Consider the following 20,041-nt stretch of genomic DNA (forward strand, 5'->3'; position numbering starts at 1 on the left):
CGAACGGTCTGCTGCCGATTGCCAGGTCTTTCCATCGATCATGCCCAAGAAACTTCGCCTGTTAGTCATTGCCCACTCCACCGAGAAATCCGGCGCGCCGAAGATTGCCACGCAGATGGCGGAGGGCTTTGCGGCGTTGGGCCATGACGTCGTGGCGTGCTATCCCGAGAGCGGCGGTTGCGAAGAGGAAGCGCGCGCGGCTGGTTTGAAGACGGCGATCGTGCCCAATCCCGTGCGTCCGGTTGCCGACGCGTCCGGCGCCGAGCGCATTCGCCTGATGCTGACGCGGCTGCGCGCGATCTGGCTCTATCGGCGGCTCGTGCGCGAAGGTCGCTTCGATGCCGTGTGGATCGGCAGCTACATCGCCGTGCTGGCCGGCCTGGGGGCTTGGCTGGCGCGTGTTCCCGTCGTATACTGTGTGCAGGAAGATCCCATCCCGACGTTCGTGAATCGTCAGCGCGTTCGCGTGATCCGCCGCACGGCGGCGGCGCTTGCGTTTGTTGCCCGGCGCAGCCAGCGCGTGTTCAAGCCGCGCCCCAAGCGGCAGCCTTGGATCATGTTGCCGAACTTCGCCGACTCGACGCGATACTCGCACGAAGGGCGTGATGAAGATTTGCGCGCGAAACTGGGTGCCGCGCCGGAAGATGTTGTCTTCACGACGCTCGCGTTCATTCACCATCGCAAAGGCATCGATGTGCTGCTGCGCGCGTTCCGCCAGGTCGTTGCCGAGCAGCCGCAAGCGCGCCTCTGGATCGCGGGCGATAACGTAGCAACAATGATGGATTATCGCCGCGAGCAGGAAGCCTACATCGCCGAACACAATCTGGGCGATCGCGTGACGTTCCTCGGCCACCGTGACGACGTGCCGGCGGTGCTGCACGCGAGCGATGTGTTTGTGCTGGCATCGCGCAACGAGGCACTGCCCGTGACGATCATCGAATCGATGATGGCCGCGCGGCCCGTCGTGGCGACGGATGTGGGGTCGGTGAACGACATGATCGTGCCGGACGAGACGGGCGCCATTGTCCCGCCGGAGGACCCGGATGCCTTTGCCGTGGCGATGATGCCGTATGCGGCCGAAGCGGAACTTCGCGCTCAGCACGGCGCGGCGGGACGTGCCCGAGCGCTGGACCTTTACGACAGGCCACGCGTGGTCGAACGCGGAGTGAATCTGATTCGAAAAGTCCTCGCCGCGCGCAGCTGAGTCCTATCTCCAGACCTTCCAGAGCTTGCGGAATCGATTGCCGATGGCCTTCGGCGATTCGGCGTAGAGGCGCTTCGCGAGCGGCCGCGCTTTGTCCTGCAACTCCTTGCGACGTTCGGCGATCAATGCCTCGAACATGGCGAGGACATCCTCGTTCCCGAAGGACTCGCGTTCGTCCTTAAGCAGCTGCGCCAGCAAGGCAAGGTCGTGGTCGTCGCCGATGAGTTCGCCGAGCACCATCGCGCCATGGCGGCGCCGATCGACCATGTCGGGCCAGAGCCCGCGCAGTGTGCTGACCTGGTAGCGATGGTACTTCGCGCGCTTGCGCCAATCGTGAAAGTCTTCGAGCCGGCCAGTCTTGTAGGAACGCTTCAGCCCCGCGCGACCGCGTTCGTACGTCCGTTGCAGGCCGGCGCGAATCGTCGAGAATCCCGAGCTCTTGATCTTCCACTTATCAATGTCCGCGCGAGCCTGCTCCAGGTCCTTGAGCGTCTCTGCCAGCAGCGCCTCGAGCGCGCCCTCGTCGATGGCCAGTCGCTTGCGGCGGCGCGTGAGAGCGGCGCGAATCGAACCGAATGCCTTGCGATCGATGCGGTCCTGGAAGCGTGCCATCAGAGCATCGTAGGTGTTGATGGCCGTCTGGGCGTCGCGCATTCCGGAAAGGCGTTTGGACAGATCGCGGAAGCGCGCGTTTTCGCGATCGTGAAGCTTGCCGTTCTCCATTCGGACCAGGCGCAGCGCGGCGCGGATTTTCTTGCAGCGTTTCCGCACCTGGTGGACGGCGGTGTGGCGATCCAGCTCAGGATCGCGGATTTCCGCAATCGCGCGATCGACCTGTTCGCCGACCATGCGTTTCAACGCCTCACCCACATCCTCTTTTCGTTTGAAGCGGAACGGCATGCTTCGCTCCTCGGCTATCGGATAGACGACAGTTCTTCTTTCCATCTGACGTACCTATGCCACACCCCGAGGCCGCGCCCCAAGAAGAACCGCTGCGGAATCGAAGGCCCTCCGACGATCTAACACTTCCTTCGCAAGACGTTCGCTCGACGCTCGTCTTGGCTTGCCACGCAGCCGCCCGCCCGCCGACGCTGCGGTACTCTGCCCGTCAATCCGCTGGAGACGACGATGACCGAATCTGCCGCGCCGGTGAAACTGAATCGCCGCACCGTGTTGTCCTGGGCCCTGTACGACTGGGCGAACTCGGCGTTTGCGCTGGTGGTTCTGTCGTCGTTCTTTCCCATCTTCTACAAGAACGTCCTGCGCGACGGGATCGACGTGGCCCATAGTTCCTTCGAACTGGGCATGGCCAATTCCATCGCCAGCATCGTCGTGGCGGCGCTCGCGCCGATTTTGGGCGCGGTCTCGGACAAGAGCAGCGCGCGGAAGCGCTTTCTGTCCGCATTCGCCACTCTCGGCGTGCTCTCGACGGCCTGTCTTGTGATTTCCACGCAAGGTCTCTGGGTTGTTGCGCTGGCTCTGTTCGTCCTCGGAAACATCGGATTCGCCGCGGGCAATATCTTCTACGATTCGCTGCTGATCAGCGTGGCGCCTGAGGAGAAGTCGGACCAGATCTCCGCCCTGGGTTTCTCGCTGGGGTACATTGGCAGCGCGCTCCTCTTCGTCGCCCTGCTGGTGCTGGTCGAGCACCCCGAACTGGCTGGGCTGGCAGACGCCAAGATGGCGACGCGGATCTCTTTCATTGTCGTCGCCGCCTGGTGGGCGGTCTTCACGATTCCGTTGCTCCTGTGGGTGCCGGAACCCAAGGCGGACAAGAGCCTCCCGATCCTGAAGTCTGCCGGTGAAGGACTGATCCAGGTCTTTCGCACTATATTCGCGCTGAGGACACACCGGAACGCGGCGACTTTCCTGCTGGCGTACTGGCTGTACATCGATGGCGTGGACACGATCATCCGTATGGCGGCGGACTACGGCCTGTCTCTCGGCTTCGATGGAAGCGTTTTGCTGAAGGCGTTGCTGGTCACGCAGTTCGTTGCCTTTCCGGCGGCGCTGGCCTTCGGGTGGCTCGGCGGCAAGATCGGCACAAAGCGCGCCCTCTTCATCGGCATCGGAGTGTATGCGCTGGTGACGATCTGGGGCTTCCGGATGAAGGAGCAGTGGGAATTCTACGTGCTGGCGATCACGGTTGGTCTTGTCCAGGGCGGCGTCCAGGCGCTGAGTCGGTCTTTCTACTCGCGGCTGATTCCGCGGCATCTTGCCGGCGAGTTCTTCGGCTTCTACAACATGCTCGGCAAGGCCGCCGCGGTGATCGGTCCGGCCCTGATGGGCTTCGTTGGGCTCCTGACCGGCAGCACTCGATTTGGAATTCTCGCGATCATCCTGCTGTTCATCGGCGGCGCGTTCCTGCTGACGCGGGTCGAAGACAAGCCGGCCGATTCTCCCGAAACAGCATGACGCAAAACATTGCCATTATTTGACTTGACTTCGCAATCAAATCGACTAGACTAAACTTAGTCGATAAGGAGCCCCAGGACATGCGCCAAGTCAATATGCACGAAGCGAAGACGCACTTCTCGAAACTCGTCCGCCTGGTGGAGCAGGGCGAGGAGGTGATCATTGCCCGGGCCGGGGAGCCGGTCGCTCGACTCGTGGCGCCGGCCAGGGCGACGCAGGATCGCAAGCCGGGTGTCCTGCGAGGTGGCTTGACAAATCGTGCGGATTTTGAGGCACCGGCGCCGGAAGTCGAGCGCGCGTTCCGCGATCGACCGATGCTGCCCGAGTTCGAGTAGGGGGGCGCTCGCCATGAAGTTGCTACTCGACATGTCTGTCCTGCTTTGGTGGTTGACGGACTCGCTGAAATTGTCTCCGAACCACCGCCGCGCCATTGCCGATCACGCCAACGAGGTCTTCATCAGCGCCGCCACGCTCTGGGAGATCTCGATAAGAATGGCCGAGAGTCAAGTGGAACTGCCTGACGGCTTCTTGGAGCTCTGCGAGGCGCAGGGTTTTCGGACTCTTCCGATCACGCCGGAGCATGCCTGGGAGCTTCGGCAGCTTCCGGCTGGGCCCACCGACCCCTTCGACCGAATGCTGATCACACAGGCGAAGTCGGAAGGACTCCTCCTTGTCACCTCGGACCGTGCTATTCTCGACTACTATGTTGGGGTGTTGGCGGGGTAGGGGAATTCTGACGGCCTAATTCTCGCCAGCCGAGAATCCTTGGTCGATCCAGCCGCCGCCGAGGACGCGGTCCTCGTCGTCGTAGAAGACGACTGCCTGGCCGGGGGAGACGGCGCGTTGGGGTGTAGCGAAGTTCACACGAACGCAGTCCCGGTCGTCGGTAGGCGAGAGAGTCGCCGGTGCCGGCTCATGTCGGTGGCGAATCTGGACTCGAACGCGACGCGGTCCCTCGAGTCCGGCCAGGCCCATCCAGTTCAACCCACTCGCCGTCAAGCTGTCGAACAGGACGGAGCCCTTCGGGCCGACGATGATGTTGTTCTCTGACGTGTCGATCGCGACCACATAGAGCGGTTCGCGGTCCGCGATGCCGAGACCACGCCGCTGGCCGACTGTATAGAAAGGGATGCCTTCGTGCTCGCCCAGGTCGCGGCCGTCAACGTGCAGGAATCGGCCGCGGGGCATTTCAACCCCGTCGCGGGCGAAGCGCTGGCGAAGAAACCGGCGGTAATCGTTGTCGGGGATGAAGCAGATCTCCTGGCTCTCCGGCTTCTCGGCGGTCGGCAGGCCCTCCGTCGCGGCCAGGGCGCGCACTTCAGCCTTCGTCAGCTCACCCAGCGGAAAGACTATGGCGGCGAGCTGCTTCTGCGTCAGGCCGTAGAGGTAGTAGCACTGGTCCTTCGCTCGATCGGCGGCCCGGCGCAGGACCCAGCGGCCCGTTTCCGGGTGGCGTTCCTTGCGCGCGTAGTGGCCGGTGGCGACCTGCTCGCAGCCGTACATCCGGGCTTTTTCCAGCAGCAACCCCAGCTTGACCAGGTTGTTGCAGAGCACGCAGGGGTTCGGCGTGCGGCCGCCCATGTAGGCGCGGACGAAGGGATCGATCACGTCACGCTCGAACGCCGGCTCAACATCCAGCACGTAGAACGGGAAGTCGCCGCGATCAGCGCACGCGCGGGCATCCTTGGCGTCGGTGGGAGAGCAGCACGTCTTGATCTGCGGGCCGCGAGCGATTTCCTCCGGCGTCAGGCGGTGCGTGCGCATGTTGACGCCGACGATGTCGTAGCCATCGCGGCGCAGCAGCACCGCCGCCAACGACGAGTCCACGCCGCCGCTCATGGCGACGAGAACGCGGGGGTTCGACTGGATCGTTGGGGTCATCGATCGGGCCCTTGGACGGCATCTGCGGGCTTGGTGCCCACGGGTTTGCTCGGAAACAAGTTCGGTGCCGGTGCTACTGCTCGGGGCGGCGTCGCTGCAGAGCGATCTGAAGGACCATGCCGAGCCCGCCCACCAGCAGAACCCACCCGGTGGCGCCGGCGGCGGCGTACGGAAAGCCTTCCTCCGGCGGCACATCGACCTTCACGTCGCGCGCGGCCTCCGGATCCCCAAGGACCAGAAAGGGGAAAACCATGACGCGCGAGATCCCGCGGTGCATCTGTCCGCTGATGGCCCAGGGACCCTCGGCGCCGTAGGAGTAAACACGTTCCAGCCCGGTCAACAGGAAGAGAAAGACGAGGATCCAGGCAATCAGGAAGCCCGCGGCGACCTTGATGAGGGATGTATTCATGACGTCCAGCGCGACAAGTTAGTCCACTTGCCTGCGACTGCCCGGCTCGCGCGGTTCCGGACTGCCGAATACGAACTGATTCCATTCCCGTTCGAGGGCCTCACTGGCCGCCTCGGGCATGCGGACTGTCAGGTCTATGTTGAGTAATGACAGCGACGCACATCCTTCGTCGATCAGGAGGTCATCGCTGTTCTCGGGCTCGGGAGAGCGCTGCAGGCGCTCGCCCACATTCTTGTAGTAGGCCATGTTTCCTTCTTCGCGATCGAGCGCAAATTCGTCGACGAAAAAGGACGTTCCTTGCTCTGCCAAGCGAATATTACTGACATCATCCAGCGGCAGGTTGGGGACATTGAGATTCCAAAAAGTCCGCGGCTGCCAGGATTGCTGAATCAGCCAGGGAATGAGCTGGCGTGTCAAGGTCGCGGCCGTGTCAAAGCGTCTCTCCGGGTTGCGGAAGACGGCCAGCGACACCGCCATGGCACGCAAGCCGAAGAATGTGGACTCCACGGCCCCCGCGGCCGTGCCGGAATACCAGATCGAGTTGCCGACGTTGCGCCCGCGATTGATGCCGCTCAGGACGAGGTCCGGCCGATATCCGTTCAGCGCGGTGAGGGCGAACTTGACGCAATCGGTTGGGGTGCCGTCCACGGCGTAGCCCCAGATGCGGCCGTTTTCCTCGCGCTTCTCGACGGCCATCTCGGCGTTCAGAGACAGCGAGCAGCCGGCGCCGGAGCGCTCGGACATGGGCGCGACGACCAGGAGGTCGCACACATCCTTGATTTCGCCGCGCAGGGCCTGCAGCCCGGGGGCATCGATCCCGTCATCGTTGACGAGCAGAACTTTGACGCTTTTCAAATCCATCGCGGGGAACCTCCCGAAACGTTCAAACAAACCGGGGAAGGTACGCGCGGCGGTGAGGCGCTTCAAGCGGGAAAGCAATCATTCCGTTGTCAGATACGGATCGGGGACCTGGTCCGGGCCGGAAATACAGCAGTCCAGGTCGCGCAGCAGGCCGTCCTCCAGGTTATAGACCCACCCGTGGACGGAAAGCTTCTCGCCGCGGTTCCACGCATTCTGGATAATGGTCGTATGGCAGACGTTGCTGACCTGATGGAGGACGTTGAGTTCGACCAGGCGGTGGTATCGGGCCGTCTCAGCCAGCTTGTCCAATTCGCGTGCGTGGGCGGCGTAGACGTCCCGGATGTGGCGGAGCCAATTGTCCGCCAGGCCAACCTGAGCTTTACCCATGGCGGCCTTCACGCCGCCGCATCCCAGGTGCCCGCAGACGATGATGTGCTTCACCTTCAAATACTCGACGGCGTACTGGATGACGGACAGGGCATTGAAGTCCGTATGCACGACCAGGTTGGCCACGTTTCGATGGACGAAGAGTTCGCCGGGATCGAGGCCGACAATCTCGTTGGCGGGCACACGGCTGTCCGCGCATCCGATCCAGAGGTAGTCGGGGTTCTGCTCGCTGGCGAGACGCGGGAAGTACGATGCATCCTGTGCCGCGCGGTTCTCGGCCCACTGGCGGTTGTTGTCGAAGAGCTGCTTGAGTTCGCGCATCGGGTCACTCCGTCGATGTGTTGGGTTCCGTGTTGCGGAAACCGCTCGGGGGAAGCTAGCGAGAAGTGCGCCTTTGGATTCTGGACACGCGCCGCAAGAAGAAGGACGGATGGCCCACGAGCAAACACAACTGCGACGTGCACTCGCCGGCTGCCTCCTCGGTGCGGCGGTGGGGGATTCGGTATGTCTGCCGCGGGAGGGGATGTCGGCGCGGCGGTCGGTGCGGCTGTTTGGGCACGAGCCGCATCAGTGTCTGCTGCCGCGCACGGGATTGCTGAGCGACGACACGGAGCACCTTTGCATGACGGCGCAAGCCTTGGCCGGTGGCGGAATTAGTGACGTGGAGAAGTTCGCGCGACGCCTCGCGTGGAAGTTGCGCTGGTGGATGGCGGCTTTGCCACCCGGCACGGGAAAGGCCACGGCGCTGGCGTGTATTCGATTGTGGCTTGGCTTTGGGGCAACTCGCGCGGGCATGTGGTCGGCGGGAAATGGTCCAATGATGCGTGCGCCGGTTCTCGGGCTCGCGTTTGCGAACGAACCGGAGGCGATGCGCGCGTTCGCCGTAGCGTCCACGTGCATGACGCATCGCGATCCGAAAGCGCTCGATGCGGCACTGGCCATTGCCGTCGCAACGCGAGTTTCCTTCCAACAAGCAGGCGAGCCGTTCGACTGGAGGGCGGCTTTCGATGAGGTCGCCGCGTGCTACTCGGAAGACGATCCCGATGCGAGATGGTGGCTGCCAATTGTGCGAGCGGCCGTCGAGGAGGAGTGGGATGCGGAGCGGTTTCTGGAAGAGATGAAAACGCCAGAGGGCCCGAGCGGATACGTTCATCAAACGGCGCCGGCGGTGCTGTACACCTGGCTGCGTCATCCGCGCGACTTCCGCGGGGCCATGCACACGATCGTTGCCCTGGGAGGAGACGCCGACACGACAGGCGCTGTCGCCGGTGCGATCATCGGAGCGGCGGTTGGCAAGGAAGGCATTCCGGCGGAATGGTTGCGCGGCATGCGCGATTGGCCGCGATCAGTGGCTTGGATCGAGCGCGTCGCGGGGCGATTGGCGACGGCGATCGAGGATGGCAAGTTCGTCGAGGAACCTCTCTTCTGGCCGGCGATTCCCGTGCGCAACCTGGCGATGCTGATTGTCGTGTTGGCCCATGGGTTGTATAGACTGCGGCCGTGGTGATCGGACAAGGACTGCGTGGAGGGCAAGGATCGTGGAGCCTCTTGTTGCTTATGTCGATATCGACGACACACTGATTCGGACGACTGGCGGTAAGCGCCTCCCTGTGGAGTCGACGGTTGACTGTGTGCGCCGGCTGCATTCGGAAGGCGCGGCACTGTACTGCTGGAGTGCCGGTGGCGCAGCGTATGCGCGCGAGGTGGCGGAGGAGATCGGCATCGCGAATGTCTTTGCGGCCTTTCTGCCCAAGCCGGAAGTCTTGATCGATGACATGCGTCTGGACGAGTGGTGGTTGTTGGAGCTTCGTCCGGACGAGTGCGGGAGAGACGTCGGGATGCAGGAGCTTCTGGAGCGGCTTCGCGGCGAAGCGTAGCAAGACAATCGGCTTGCCCTTGTTCTGGATCGACTGGTTCTTGAATCAATACAACAGATTCAAAACAGATATTCGATCGGGAGCAGTGCGATGAGTCTCGATTCCTACTTCGGCATTTCGAGCAACAAGACGAACATGCGCGTCGAGGTGCTGGGCGGCATGACGACGTTCATCACGATGGCGTATATCATCGTGGTGAATCCGGCGATTTTGGCCGGGGCAGGGTTCCCTATTCCGGCCAGCACGGTTGCGACGATCCTGGCGGCGATCTTTGGCACGCTGCTGATGGGTGTCTATGCGCGCCGGCCGATTGCAGTCGCTCCATACATGGGCGAGAATGCCTTCATTGCATTTGGCATGCTGGCGATTGGATTGAATGTTACGGTCGAGCAACGACTCACCGTTGTTTTGCTCTCCGGCGTGGCCTTTTTGATTCTGACATTGCTGAAACTGCGCATTTGGCTGGCGGAATCGATTTCAACCAGTTTGAAGCATTCCTTCGCCGTAGGCATCGGATTGTTTCTGGCATTTCTGGGTTTGTATGAAACGGGGATTGTGCAGAACTTCGTCGCGGGGAATCCCGCCGCAATGTTTCTCGATTCCAGTGGCGAAATGCTGACAAACCCCTCCGTGCCTATCAAGATTGGCGATATTACAAACGGCCAGGTTCTTCTTTCGATCGCGACATTCTTCGTTATGATCGTTTTGATACAATGCAAGATCCGCGGTGCGATTCTGATCGGGATTGTGCTGTCGGCTGCGGCGGGCATATCGCTCGGTTACGGCAACATGCCGACGGAGTTCGTGGCTCTTCCGTTCACTGGCGAATACACGGTTGCCCCGATCGCGATGAAGTTCGATTTTGCCGGCGTGCTGAATATGGCATTTCTGCCCGTTCTGCTGACGTTGTTTCTTATGGGATTTCTGGATACATTGGGCACGCTGGTTGGTTTGGGCGCGGCGGCGGATATGCTGGACGAGAAGGGGAACTTCCCAGAAATTCAGAAACCAATGATGGTGGACGCGCTGTCTTGCATTTTCGCTCCGCTTGTTGGCACCAGCACCAGCGGTGCATACATCGAGAGTGCCACGGGCATTCGCGACGGTGCACGCACGGGCATCGCGAGTATTGTGACAGCGGGTTTCTTTGCGATTTCTCTGTTCTTTCTGCCGATGATTTCGTCGCTTGCGAGTCTACAGTTTGCCTACGCGCCGGCGCTGATAGTCGTAGGCATTATGATGGTGGGGGCGATTCGTCATATCGACTTCGATGATTTGACGGAACTCGCCCCTGCGTGCGTGACGATCGGCATGATGGTGTTTACGTACAATATTGCAAACGGACTGACCGCGGGGCTGGTTGTGTGGCCGGCGTTGAAACTTGCGACTGGTCGGTGGCACGAGATTCGTCCGGGCGCGTGGGCATTGGGCGCGATGTGCCTGGCCTACTATGTCTTTGGAATACCGCACTGACGGACAATTGAATCAGAATAGAAAAGCGGCCCGGCGCCAAGGATGGCCGGGCCGCTTTCCTTCTGGAGGTCGCCCCCCTGCGGGGGTAGAGTCTGGATCAGTCTTCTATTTCGGTTTCGAACTTCGAGTGCTTGATGGCGATTTTGGTCAGGGATTCCTGGACCTTCTTCTGATCGGCATTGGTCAGTTCGATGTCGTAGTCGTCGAATGCTTCCTGGACGCGGTCGCGGAGCAAATCTGCAACATCGTTCCAGTCGGCCGCGATCTCGACACGACGCTTGCCTTTGCGGTCATTGATCGAGATCTGCTCGAAATCGACGTCCTCGGCTACATCCAGCGCGATGATTTCCACTTCGTCGGCCAGAGACTTGAATCCGGCTTTTCCGACGAGCGCCTTCTCGAGATCCGCGGACAGGGAAGCCGCGTAGGCAACGCGGGCCTTCTCGACCTTGGCTTCGAGTTCCTCGCTCATCAGTTCGAGTTGCTCTTCGAGTTCCATCTGCTGCTGTTCGAGCTTCTCGGTCATCTCGTGGAGGCGTTCCTCCATCTCGTTCATCCGGTCCTCAAAGCCCACCAGTGCATCTTCCATATCGACGAGTGAGTCTTCGAACTCCGGGTGATCTTCGAGGGGCTGGAGCGACTGGAGCGTGTGTTCCGAGTACTTCTCTCCCAATTCGGCCATGCGTTCAGCGATTTCCTCGATGCGGTCGGCAGTCTCTTCATCCATGGACCACTTGCGGGCCTGCATTTCGATGGCCATCTGCTTGGCCAGCTCTTTCATTTCGGCATCATTGCGCTCCGATGCCTCTTCAAGGCGAGAGCGGAGTTCCTTTGCCATGGCCTCGGCGTACTCGGCTTTGCCTTCGGCCAGATCGCGAATTCGATGTTCTTCGATCTGAGGCAGGTTCATCTCAAAGGACTTCATCGCCTTTTCGAAGCGCTTCGCCCACTGCTCGGAGGCCTTGCCATCGTCGGAGAAGAAGACCATCGGGCTGTCGCCGGTCGTCATGGTCCACGTCATCGCATCGGACTGAGGAGGAACGCGGGGCTCCTCGATTGTGATCGTCAACTTCATCGGGCGTCCTTCGCGCAGGAGATCGAACTGAACGGTATCGCCCACATCTGCCTTCTTGAGGGCGTTGCTCAGGTTTGAGGCGGAGGCTTCTTCGCCGTTGATCTTGGTGACGATGTCGTACTTCTGGATGCCGCCCTTTGCGGCTGGGAAATCGTCGTACACCTTGGTGATGATAAACGAGTTCCGCGGATGGACGCCCAACTGCGCGGACAAGGCCTCGCCGCTCTGCTCGTAGACGATGCCCAGGCGTAGTGGCCTTTGAAACTGCGGGAGGACCAGGTCAATGTCCTGGACGCCCGACGCTTCGGCCGTGGTCTGGACTTTGATCGTGCGTCCGTCGTCGGTCACGAAGGTTTGTCCGCCCTCGGCCAATTCGATCGTCGTGCCCCCCTCAGTCGTCCACTCCCCGCTGTCCCCACTGAGGACCTGGACTTTGCCGTCGTCGCCGGTGAAAACGATCGTCTTCCCGGTCATCTCAACAGTCTTGCCATCGCTGGTCGTCCACAGGTTGGTGCTGCTGGAAACCGGTTCGCCGTCGGCGGTTGCGCTGACCCAGACTTGTCCATTCGAGCCATCCGCCTTCGACATTTTGATGATGACTTGCCCTTCCTTGTCAGTGCTGTCGGAGGAATCGTCGGTACCGATCGTGATTCCGGGAGCGGCGATCACCATGGCGGCGAGCAGTCCGCCGGCCAGCGCGAAGCGGTACTGTGGCGATGCGATGCGCGGGATGGGGGCCTTCTGGTCGAGCAGGCGTTCGACACGCTGGACGAGGGGCGAGCCTTTCTCGGCCATCCCGGCCACGGGCAGCGGACGCCCCGGCGCCGGGCTGACCCAGGAGGCGATCTCCGCCAGGCAACGCGCCATGGTCAGGCTTTGGCCGGTGTGATGCGCGGCGAAGTCGTCGCACAGGAACTCGGCGATGGCCTGCATGCGGCGGCGGGCGAAGCGATTTAGCGGCTGGAAGAAGACGACGCGTTCGAGCACGCAGCAGAATCGGAGCCACGACGGGTCGCGGCGGACGAGGTGTGAGAGCTCGTGGGCGAGCATGCAGCGTTGCTCGTCGCGGCCAAGAACCCGAAGAGCCTTCTCCGGCAGACAGATCTCGTCCGAGCCAAGGGCGATCGGGCTGCTCAGTGCCGGCGACATCGTCAGGCGGATCGGGCGCTTGTGGTCGGCCTGCCGGCGAAGGTCTTCGAGCATCTTCGGCAACGGACCGCCGACGATCTCGCGGCGATTCGCCAGTTGATCCTCAAACCTCATCCGCATGACGAACAGGCGGACGATCCCAAAGACTGCCCCGAGGGCCCACAATCCCAGGAGAATCGCGGGGAATCCGCCCCCGCCGAATGGGCCGCCGTCGGACAGGCTGCCGAGGATCGTGGCGCCCTTGTCGTCATCCATGCCGCGGCGGTCGGGGACCACGCGATAGCTGGTGACCGGGGACGGCATCTGAACCAGGCGCATGTCCTGGCCGCCTGGCGGCTCGACCAGCGGCATCGGCAGCAGGGACTGCGTGACTTCCAGGTTCGCCTGGGCCTTTTCGTCGTCTGTGAAGAGCGACTCGGGCTCCAGCTCGGCGGTGGTCGTCAGCGCAATGGTTTGAGGAGCCGGCCCTGGGTTGTTCTCCGCCACCCAGGTGGCGGCCGGGGCCGGCTCAGACTTCTGGGAGATCAAATCGTAATGCCCGCCGAAGGGCTGGATGCCGGCTGTGACCTGGATCGTCGCGGTGACGAGACCGCCGACGAGGGCCACTTTCCACATGGTATCGGCCAGCGGGCTCCAGCGCGGCTTCAGCCAGCGCGTTGCCAGGAATGCGACCACGATCAGCAGGGTGCTGTGCACCATGTAGGTCAGTACCCAGGCCATGAAGGCGGGGGAGAGGACCTGGAAGAGCTGGTCGTGAAGGAAGTTCTGGATGGCATGCATATTACTGCCCTCCTTCGCGGGAGTCGGCTTCTTTGCGTTCGATGAGAGCTTTGACCTGGGCGAGGTCGCCGGGTGTGATTTCCTGTTCGGAGAGAAGGTGGCTGACGAGCGCCGTGACGTCGCCGCTGAAGAGCTGCTCGGTGAGATCCGAGAGGACCGACCCGCGGACCTCGGCCTCGCTGACTTCTGCCCGGTAGACGTACTGACGTCCTTCGGTGCGGTGCGAGACGAGACCCTTCTTGTCGATCCGGGTCAGCACGGTGGCGACGGTGGTCAAGGCGAGCGAGCGTTCCGCAGCCAGATCCTCCTGGACCTGGTTGACGGTTGCCTCCCCCCGCGCCCAGAGCACGCGAAGGATCGCGAGCTGTAGATCACTGAGTTGGTGCAGGGAGTTCATGATATTGCTCCTGTTGGTTTTTCAGGTATGCCGGCAAAACTACGCTCGTAGTATTACGGCTGTAGTGGGCCGTCAAGTGGAAAAACTACATTCGTAGTAGAAAACCTCATTCGCGGCATTGGGGGGATCGCTCAGTCTCAGTGTATTCTATGCACTTCGGGCAAAATCCTTTCATCCGATGACAAAAAATCTGCATGGCCCGGGTTGCGCCGGGCTGATAAGCGGTGGCTACTGAGTGGTGAAACGTGTCTATGTTGGGGTCTGATCCATCGGGATCTTCCCTTCAATCCCTCTCTGGGGGTGATTCTCATGGCTACTCGAGTAGCGGTACTGGCTTCCGGAACCGGATCGAACTTCGTGGCGCTGGTGGAAGCGCAGCGCGCGGGCCGGATGGATCCGGCGCAGATTGTGGTTATGGTCTGTAATCGTCCCGGCGCGGCAGTGATCGAGCGCGCCCGCGGGCTGGGGGTAGAGGCGCTGGTCCTTCCCGACGAAGACTACGATTCTCGCGAGGCGTTTGAGGCGGAGTTGATCGAGGCTCTTCGGGATCGAGGCGTCGATATGATCGTGCTTGCGGGATTTATGCGGATTCTCTCGCCGAAGTTTCTTGAGGCCTTTCCCCGCATCATCAATGTGCACCCTGCGCTGCTGCCAGCCTTCCCCGGCAAGGATGGGATCGGCGACGCCCTGGCGTATGGCGTGCACGTGACCGGTGTGACGGTACACTACGTCGACGCAGGAATCGATACGGGGCCGATCATCATGCAGGAAGCGGTGGAAATAACACCGGGCGAGATTCGCGAGACCCTGGCTCCGCGAATTCATGCAGTTGAGCACCGGTTGCTGCCGCGTGCCGTGCAATTGGAGGCTGGCGGACGTTTGCGTGTGAAGGGACGTCGCGTTGTTCTCTTTGATCCGGAGGAGACTCTGTGAACGTTCTTGTCCTGGGTGGGGGAGGGCGCGAACATGCGCTCGTTTGGAAGTTGAAGCAGAGTCCGCGTGTTGCGCGTATCTTCTGTGCACCGGGCAATGCCGGCATTGCACAGGATGCCGAATGCGTCTCCGTCCCCCTTTCTCCGCCTTTCATTGAACTGATCGATTTCTGCCGTGAAAGCCACATTGATCTCGTGGTTGTTGGGCCGGAGGCGCCGTTGGTCGTGGGAGTGGTGGACGCGCTGAAAGACGCTGGGATTGCGGCCTTTGGCGCTTCGCGCGAAGCCGCACAGTTGGAAGGCTCGAAGGCATTCACGCGCGAGATCACCCAGGCCGCCGGCGTGCCGACGCACGAATGGGCAGCGTTCGAGGACGCCGATGCGGCCTGTGCATACTACCGCGCCAAGGACGAGCCATGGTGGATCAAGGCAGATGGCCTGGCTGCCGGGAAGGGAGCTGTTCTTCCAGAGAGCATCGAGGCCGGATGTGAATTGCTCGCGGATTGGTTGAGCGGGGGCGCCATTGGCGAAGCCGGCCGTCGCGTTGTGATCGAGGAGCCATTGACTGGCCGAGAAATGTCGGTGATCGCCATCGTATCCGGCGAGACGGTGCGTTGCCTGGCGCCGAGTCAGGATCATAAGCGTCTGCTCGACCACGGCGCGGGACCGAATACCGGCGGCATGGGTGCGTTCGCTCCGGTGCCGGGAGTAGCGCGCGAAGACGTGCAGGCGATCGAGCGGGATTTCTTTGCGCCGACACTGAAGGAGCTGGCGCGCCGTGGCATCGAATTTCAGGGCGTGCTCTATGGCGGCATTATGATGACGCCCGCCGGGCCGCGGCTGCTGGAGTACAACGTGCGCTTCGGCGATCCGGAAGCGCAGGTGATTCTTCCGATGCTGGAAAACGACTTGGTCGATGTGATCGAAGCTGCTGTGGAGGGCCGGTTGGATGAGGTGGATCTGCGCGTGAGGCCAGGTGCCGCCGTAGTCGTCGTGGGCGCCGCGGAGGGTTATCCGGCGACGCCGCGGAAGGGCGATGCGATCTCGGGGCTCGAGGACGCGGCGAAGATCCTCGGCGAGAAGGGGAAAGTCTTCCACGCAGGGACACGCGCGGAGGACGGTCGGATTCTGACGAACGGCGGGCGTGTTCTGGGCGTCACGGCGCTTGGCGATGACCTGGCTGATGCCCGTGCCCGGGCCTACGAGGCACTTGGAGCGGTCTCCTGGGAGGGGCTCCAGTTTCGGACCGATATTGGGGGCTAAAAAAGCGCGTCATGGGATGCGACGCTGCTGCGCGCGCAGGGCGGGCACGCACAGGCTAAGTTTTTCTTTTTCAGGCTTCTATATCAAGTTGACGAGCGCGCAGATTATTCCTATATAGTACTTTATTGGCATATTGGACAAACTTGGTCTTTGTTGTCCTTTTTCCGGTTGCGCTCCACCCCCCTCCTGCTCACTATCCCGGCCTTGAAAAGCGGGGAGGAGGCCGGTTTCGGCCCGCACCCGGGTCTCCCGTTGCAGCACTGGACTCGGGACCGATTTTACCCGGAGTATACCATGCACACCGTTCAAGACAAGATTCTGCAACTCAGGACGCTGAAGTCTGAAGCGCGCCTGGGCGGCGGAGAAAAGCGTATCGAGGCGCAGCACAAGAAGGGCAAGTACACCGCCCGCGAACGCATCGACATGTTGCTGGACGAGGGCAGCTTCGAAGAGTTCGACATCTTCGTAAAACATCGCTGCACGGATTTCGGGATGGACAAGCAGCGCTTCGCCGGCGACGGCGTCGTCTGCGGCTATGGAACCGTAAACAACCGCCAGGTGTTTGTCTTCTCGCAGGACTTCACCGTTTTTGGCGGGTCGTTGTCCGAGACCTTCGCTCAGAAGATCTGCAAGGTCATGGACATGGCGATCCGCGTTGGTGCGCCGATCATTGGCCTGAACGACTCGGGCGGGGCGCGTATTCAGGAGGGCGTCGGATCGTTGGCAGGTTACGCAGACATCTTCCTGCGCAACACGATGGCCTCCGGCGTCGTTCCGCAGATTTCGACAATCCTTGGTCCTTGCGCCGGCGGCGCGGTTTATTCGCCGGCGATTACGGACTTCACGATCATGAACCAGGGCTCCTATATGTTCATCACGGGTCCGAAGGTCGTGAAGGCGGTAACCGGCGAGGATGTGGACACCGAATCGCTCGGCGGCGCGACCGTGCATGCCGCACGCAGCGGCGTGTCGCACTTCACGACGGACAACGAAGAGGAAGCGATCGACCTGATCAAGGTGCTGCTGAGCTACCTGCCCCAGAACAACATGGGCGAGCCACCGCTGCAGTCGACCACCGATCCGATCAATCGCAAGGAAGACGATCTGAATGCGATCGTCCCCGACGATCCGAACCGTCCTTACGATATGAAGAACGTGATCGCGCTGATCATGGACGATCACAACTTCCTGGAGATCCAGCGTCAGTACGCGCCGAACATTATTACCGCGTTTGGTCGCATGAACGGGCGCTCGGTCGGTATCGTCGCGAATCAGCCGAAGTACCTGGCCGGCGTGCTGGACATCAACGCCTCGCGCAAGGCGGCGCGCTTTGTTCGCCTGTGCGACTCGTTCAATATTCCGATCCTGACGTTCGAGGATGTTCCGGGGTTCCTGCCCGGCACATCGCAGGAACACAACGGCATCATCACGCACGGCGCGAAGTTGCTGTATGCCTTCGCCGAAGCGACGGTTCCGAAGATCACGATCATCACGCGCAAGGCCTACGGCGGAGCGTACTGCGTTATGAGCTCGAAGCATCTGCGCGCGGACGTCAATTATGCTTGGCCGCAGGCGGAAGTCGCCGTGATGGGGACGAAGGGCGCCGTCGAGGTTCTTCACCGCAAGAAGATCGACGCGGCAGAGGATCCGACGAAGGAAGAAGCGAAACTGGTCGAAGAGTACGAGGATCTGTTCATGAACCCGTACATCGCGGCCGAGCGCGGCTACATCGACGACGTGATCGAGCCGAGCAACACGCGCTTCCGAGTCATTCGCGCTCTCGAGATGCTGGTGACCAAGCGCGATTCCAACCCGCCGCGTAAGCACGGCAATATCCCGTTGTAAGAGAAAGGAAGGCTACGCGATGAGGTTCTTTCGTCGCTGGATGACATTGCCGGTCCTGCTGCTTGCTTCGGTGAGTTTCGCCCAGGAAGCGGCCGACGTTGTCGAGGAAGCGCACAATCCGGGAGCGTTCTTGGATTCCATCATCTTCGGAATCGAGATTGCCGTTGTCGGTATGGTGGCGGTGTTCCTGGGACTGGTGGCGGTGTTCTTCGTGATGTCATGGCTGAAGAAGCTATCCGAACCGAAGCGCAAGAAGCGCACGGCGGGCGAAGCGGTCGCGGAAGAGGAGCAGCCGGAAATCTCCGCCGAAGTGGCACACGCGATCGCGCTGGCACTGTTCATGGACCTGCGCACCTTCGAAGAAGAAGCTGCCCACGAGATTACCATCCGCAAGATCACCCGCCCGTACTCGCCCTGGTGGCACTCGGGCAAAATGCGCCTCGTGAACGATCAAGTTCAGATTTTCAGGAAGTGGTGACCCATGAATCAATTCAAGTACACCATCAATGGTAACACGTACGATGTTTCGATCGATCGCTTTGAAGGCGACCAGGCGGAAGTCGTCGTGAATGGGACGACCTACAAGGTCGAGATCGAGCGGGAAGTGCGACAGACGAAGGTCGTTCGCAAGAAGGTTGTCACCGGCGGTGGCCCGCAGCCCGCACGTATGAAGCCGGCGGGCGGTTTGGGCGACGTGAAGTCGCCGCTGCCGGGTATCATCAAGGATGTTCAGGTTAAGGAAGGCGACGAGGTGAAGCAGGGCCAGTGCGTTGCGATCCTCGAAGCCATGAAGATGGAGAACGAAGTCTATGCCTCCACGGCCGGCAAGATCACGAAGATCCACGTGGCGGCAGGACAATCCGTCCTCGAAGGCGATGTACTCGTCTCGATCGGAGCCTGATCCATGATCGATTTCTTTATCCAGTTCGTCCATAACAGCGGCCTGGCGCCGCTGTTCACGCCGGACAAGATCGACCTGCTGCTCAACTTCATCATGATTGCCGTGGGCCTTGTGTTCATTTACCTGGCAATCTCGAAAGACTATGAGCCGCTTCTTCTTGTTCCCATCGGCTTCGGCATTCTTGTCGGCAACATTCCTTACCATCCGTCCATGAACCTCGGGTACAACAACGAGGGCTCCGTTCTCTACATTCTGTATCACGGTGTGCGCTGGGGTTGGTTTCCGCCGCTGATCTTCCTTGGAATCGGTGCCATGACCGACTTTTCGGCGCTGTTGTCCAACCCGAAGCTGCTCTTTCTCGGAGCGGCTGCGCAGATGGGCATCTTTATCACGCTGCTGGGCGCGCTGGGGCTCGACTTCAACAGCGCACAGGCCGGCGCCATCGGCATTATCGGCGGCGCGGATGGCCCGACGGCTATTTTCCTGTCGTCGAAGTTGGCGCCCGAACTGCTCGGCGCGATTGCCGTGTCGGCGTATTCGTACATGGCGCTCGTTCCAGTGATCCAGCCGCCGATCATGAAACTGCTAACCAATGACAAGGAACGGAAGATGCGCATGAAGCCGCCGCGTGCGGTCAGCAAGCGCGAGAAAATCCTGTTCCCGGTCATCGGCTTTCTGTGCACCTGCTTCATCGTGCCCGGCGCGCTGAACTTGCTCGGCATGCTGTTCTTCGGCAACCTGTTGAAGGAGAGCGGCGTGACGGAACGCCTTGCCAACACCGCTCGCAACGCGCTGATCGATTCCGTGACGATCATCCTTGGTTTCAGTGTCGGTGCCAGCACACAGGCCAGCACGTTCCTGACGACGCAGTCGGTGAAGATCTTCGCGCTCGGTGCGTTCTCTTTCGCGATTGCGACGGCCAGCGGCGTGTTGTTTGCCAAGTTCATGAACCTGTTCCTGAAGGAAGAGGACAAGATCAATCCGCTCGTCGGTGCCGCCGGCGTGTCTGCCGTGCCGGACTCCGCGCGCGTTGTGCATACCGTTGGCCAGGAGTACGACAAGTCGAACTTCCTGCTGATGCACGCGATGGGGCCGAACGTCGCAGGCGTGATCGGCTCCGCGATCGCCGCCGGTGTGTTGTGGTCGGTTCTCTCGAAGCTGTAGGGGAGAAGTGGCTAGTGACTAGTGGCTA

At 61.3% G+C, this 20,041-nt stretch carries 19 protein-coding genes and 1 pseudogene; 13 read left to right on the forward strand and 7 right to left on the reverse strand.

Going from position 1 to position 20,041, the window contains the following annotated elements:
* Positions 1–40 precede the first annotated feature (40 nt).
* Positions 41–1,204: a glycosyltransferase gene (locus tag KQI84_17595; GenBank protein ID MCB2156694.1), complete on the forward strand. Its 1,164-nt coding sequence runs from the start codon at positions 41–43 to the stop codon at positions 1,202–1,204.
* Positions 1,205–1,207: 3 nt separating this feature from the next.
* Here KQI84_17595 and KQI84_17600 read toward each other — a convergent pair whose 3' ends face one another.
* On the reverse strand, positions 1,208–2,104 hold the full coding sequence (locus tag KQI84_17600) for a CHAD domain-containing protein (protein MCB2156695.1): 897 nt from the start codon (positions 2,102–2,104) through the stop codon (positions 1,208–1,210).
* A gap of 249 nt (positions 2,105–2,353) precedes the next feature.
* Here KQI84_17600 and KQI84_17605 point away from each other — a divergent pair, with 249 nt between their 5' ends.
* The 3 genes from KQI84_17605 to KQI84_17615 all read left to right on the forward strand — a co-directional run bounded on the left by KQI84_17605 (position 2,354) and on the right by KQI84_17615 (position 4,345).
* On the forward strand, positions 2,354–3,619 hold the full coding sequence (locus KQI84_17605; GenBank protein MCB2156696.1) for an MFS transporter: 1,266 nt from the start codon (positions 2,354–2,356) through the stop codon (positions 3,617–3,619).
* A gap of 80 nt (positions 3,620–3,699) precedes the next feature.
* On the forward strand, positions 3,700–3,954 hold the full coding sequence (locus KQI84_17610; GenBank protein ID MCB2156697.1) for a type II toxin-antitoxin system Phd/YefM family antitoxin: 255 nt from the start codon (positions 3,700–3,702) through the stop codon (positions 3,952–3,954).
* A 13-nt stretch (positions 3,955–3,967) separates the two neighbouring features.
* On the forward strand, positions 3,968–4,345 hold the full coding sequence (locus KQI84_17615; protein MCB2156698.1) for a type II toxin-antitoxin system VapC family toxin: 378 nt from the start codon (positions 3,968–3,970) through the stop codon (positions 4,343–4,345).
* Positions 4,346–4,360: 15 nt separating this feature from the next.
* Here KQI84_17615 and mnmA read toward each other — a convergent pair whose 3' ends face one another.
* From mnmA to can, 4 genes are all read right to left on the reverse strand, one after another.
* Positions 4,361–5,500, reverse strand: a complete 1,140-nt coding sequence (gene mnmA / locus KQI84_17620) for a tRNA 2-thiouridine(34) synthase MnmA (protein ID MCB2156699.1) — start codon at positions 5,498–5,500, stop codon at positions 4,361–4,363.
* A 73-nt stretch (positions 5,501–5,573) separates the two neighbouring features.
* Positions 5,574–5,909 (reverse strand): hypothetical protein, encoded by a 336-nt coding sequence (locus tag KQI84_17625; protein MCB2156700.1) that lies wholly within the window; start codon positions 5,907–5,909, stop codon positions 5,574–5,576.
* An 18-nt stretch (positions 5,910–5,927) separates the two neighbouring features.
* A complete protein-coding gene (gene surE / locus KQI84_17630) occupies positions 5,928–6,836 on the reverse strand; it encodes a 5'/3'-nucleotidase SurE (protein ID MCB2156701.1) in 909 nt (302 codons plus the stop codon).
* Positions 6,837–6,848: 12 nt separating this feature from the next.
* Entirely contained in the window at positions 6,849–7,478 is a 630-nt protein-coding gene (gene can / locus KQI84_17635; protein ID MCB2156702.1) for a carbonate dehydratase, read from the reverse strand.
* 109 nt (positions 7,479–7,587) lie between these two features.
* Here can and KQI84_17640 point away from each other — a divergent pair, with 109 nt between their 5' ends.
* From KQI84_17640 to KQI84_17650, 3 genes and pseudogenes are all read left to right on the forward strand, one after another.
* Complete coding sequence (locus tag KQI84_17640; GenBank protein MCB2156703.1) at positions 7,588–8,664, forward strand: ADP-ribosylglycohydrolase family protein; 1,077 nt, start codon at positions 7,588–7,590, stop codon at positions 8,662–8,664.
* A gap of 28 nt (positions 8,665–8,692) precedes the next feature.
* Positions 8,693–8,950, forward strand: a pseudogene (locus KQI84_17645) (hypothetical protein).
* A 174-nt stretch (positions 8,951–9,124) separates the two neighbouring features.
* A complete protein-coding gene (locus KQI84_17650) occupies positions 9,125–10,507 on the forward strand; it encodes an NCS2 family permease (GenBank protein ID MCB2156704.1) in 1,383 nt (460 codons plus the stop codon).
* 97 nt (positions 10,508–10,604) lie between these two features.
* Here the strand turns inward: KQI84_17650 and KQI84_17655 are convergent, their stop codons facing one another.
* Both KQI84_17655 and KQI84_17660 read right to left on the reverse strand, forming a co-directional pair.
* Complete coding sequence (locus KQI84_17655) at positions 10,605–13,511, reverse strand: PDZ domain-containing protein (GenBank protein ID MCB2156705.1); 2,907 nt, start codon at positions 13,509–13,511, stop codon at positions 10,605–10,607.
* Between the two features lies 1 nt (position 13,512).
* A complete protein-coding gene (locus KQI84_17660) occupies positions 13,513–13,908 on the reverse strand; it encodes a BlaI/MecI/CopY family transcriptional regulator (protein ID MCB2156706.1) in 396 nt (131 codons plus the stop codon).
* Between the two features lie 309 nt (positions 13,909–14,217).
* Here KQI84_17660 and purN point away from each other — a divergent pair, with 309 nt between their 5' ends.
* The 6 genes from purN (at position 14,218) to KQI84_17690 (ending at position 20,013) form a co-directional block, all read left to right on the forward strand.
* The gene (purN, locus tag KQI84_17665) at positions 14,218–14,841 is read left to right on the forward strand and encodes a phosphoribosylglycinamide formyltransferase (GenBank protein ID MCB2156707.1); all 624 of its coding nucleotides are present in this window, start codon (positions 14,218–14,220) and stop codon (positions 14,839–14,841) included.
* Complete coding sequence (purD, locus tag KQI84_17670; protein ID MCB2156708.1) at positions 14,838–16,103, forward strand: phosphoribosylamine--glycine ligase; 1,266 nt, start codon at positions 14,838–14,840, stop codon at positions 16,101–16,103. The genes purN and purD overlap by 4 nt, the downstream gene beginning before the upstream one ends.
* 294 nt (positions 16,104–16,397) lie before the next feature.
* Positions 16,398–17,948, forward strand: a complete 1,551-nt coding sequence (locus KQI84_17675) for an acyl-CoA carboxylase subunit beta (protein ID MCB2156709.1) — start codon at positions 16,398–16,400, stop codon at positions 17,946–17,948.
* A 19-nt stretch (positions 17,949–17,967) separates the two neighbouring features.
* The gene (locus KQI84_17680) at positions 17,968–18,426 is read left to right on the forward strand and encodes an OadG family protein (GenBank protein MCB2156710.1); all 459 of its coding nucleotides are present in this window, start codon (positions 17,968–17,970) and stop codon (positions 18,424–18,426) included.
* 3 nt (positions 18,427–18,429) lie between these two features.
* Positions 18,430–18,849, forward strand: a complete 420-nt coding sequence (locus KQI84_17685; protein MCB2156711.1) for a biotin/lipoyl-binding protein — start codon at positions 18,430–18,432, stop codon at positions 18,847–18,849.
* 93 nt (positions 18,850–18,942) lie between these two features.
* On the forward strand, positions 18,943–20,013 hold the full coding sequence (locus tag KQI84_17690; GenBank protein MCB2156712.1) for a sodium ion-translocating decarboxylase subunit beta: 1,071 nt from the start codon (positions 18,943–18,945) through the stop codon (positions 20,011–20,013).
* Positions 20,014–20,041 lie beyond the last annotated feature (28 nt).

It is taken from the genome of bacterium (assembly GCA_020444065.1).
In the GTDB taxonomy this organism is placed as follows: domain Bacteria; phylum Sumerlaeota; class Sumerlaeia; order SLMS01; family JAHLLQ01; genus JAHLLQ01.

Excerpts from the sequence above, each read along its gene's own strand:
- can (MCB2156702.1), bottom strand. The coding sequence starts at position 7,478 with ATGCGCGAACTCAAGCAGCTCTTCGACAACAACCGCCAGTGGGCCGAG.
- KQI84_17625 (MCB2156700.1), bottom strand. The coding sequence starts at position 5,909 with ATGAATACATCCCTCATCAAGGTCGCCGCGGGCTTCCTGATTGCCTGG.
- KQI84_17610 (MCB2156697.1), top strand. The coding sequence starts at position 3,700 with ATGCGCCAAGTCAATATGCACGAAGCGAAGACGCACTTCTCGAAACTC.
- KQI84_17655 (MCB2156705.1), bottom strand. The coding sequence starts at position 13,511 with ATGCATGCCATCCAGAACTTCCTTCACGACCAGCTCTTCCAGGTCCTC.
- KQI84_17685 (MCB2156711.1), top strand. The coding sequence starts at position 18,430 with ATGAATCAATTCAAGTACACCATCAATGGTAACACGTACGATGTTTCG.
- mnmA (MCB2156699.1), bottom strand. The coding sequence starts at position 5,500 with ATGACCCCAACGATCCAGTCGAACCCCCGCGTTCTCGTCGCCATGAGC.
- KQI84_17600 (MCB2156695.1), bottom strand. The coding sequence starts at position 2,104 with ATGCCGTTCCGCTTCAAACGAAAAGAGGATGTGGGTGAGGCGTTGAAA.
- KQI84_17690 (MCB2156712.1), top strand. The coding sequence starts at position 18,943 with ATGATTGCCGTGGGCCTTGTGTTCATTTACCTGGCAATCTCGAAAGAC.
- KQI84_17660 (MCB2156706.1), bottom strand. The coding sequence starts at position 13,908 with ATGAACTCCCTGCACCAACTCAGTGATCTACAGCTCGCGATCCTTCGC.
- purN (MCB2156707.1), top strand. The coding sequence starts at position 14,218 with ATGGCTACTCGAGTAGCGGTACTGGCTTCCGGAACCGGATCGAACTTC.
- KQI84_17640 (MCB2156703.1), top strand. The coding sequence starts at position 7,588 with ATGGCCCACGAGCAAACACAACTGCGACGTGCACTCGCCGGCTGCCTC.
- KQI84_17615 (MCB2156698.1), top strand. The coding sequence starts at position 3,968 with ATGAAGTTGCTACTCGACATGTCTGTCCTGCTTTGGTGGTTGACGGAC.
- KQI84_17680 (MCB2156710.1), top strand. The coding sequence starts at position 17,968 with ATGAGGTTCTTTCGTCGCTGGATGACATTGCCGGTCCTGCTGCTTGCT.
- KQI84_17595 (MCB2156694.1), top strand. The coding sequence starts at position 41 with ATGCCCAAGAAACTTCGCCTGTTAGTCATTGCCCACTCCACCGAGAAA.
- KQI84_17650 (MCB2156704.1), top strand. The coding sequence starts at position 9,125 with ATGAGTCTCGATTCCTACTTCGGCATTTCGAGCAACAAGACGAACATG.
- KQI84_17675 (MCB2156709.1), top strand. The coding sequence starts at position 16,398 with ATGCACACCGTTCAAGACAAGATTCTGCAACTCAGGACGCTGAAGTCT.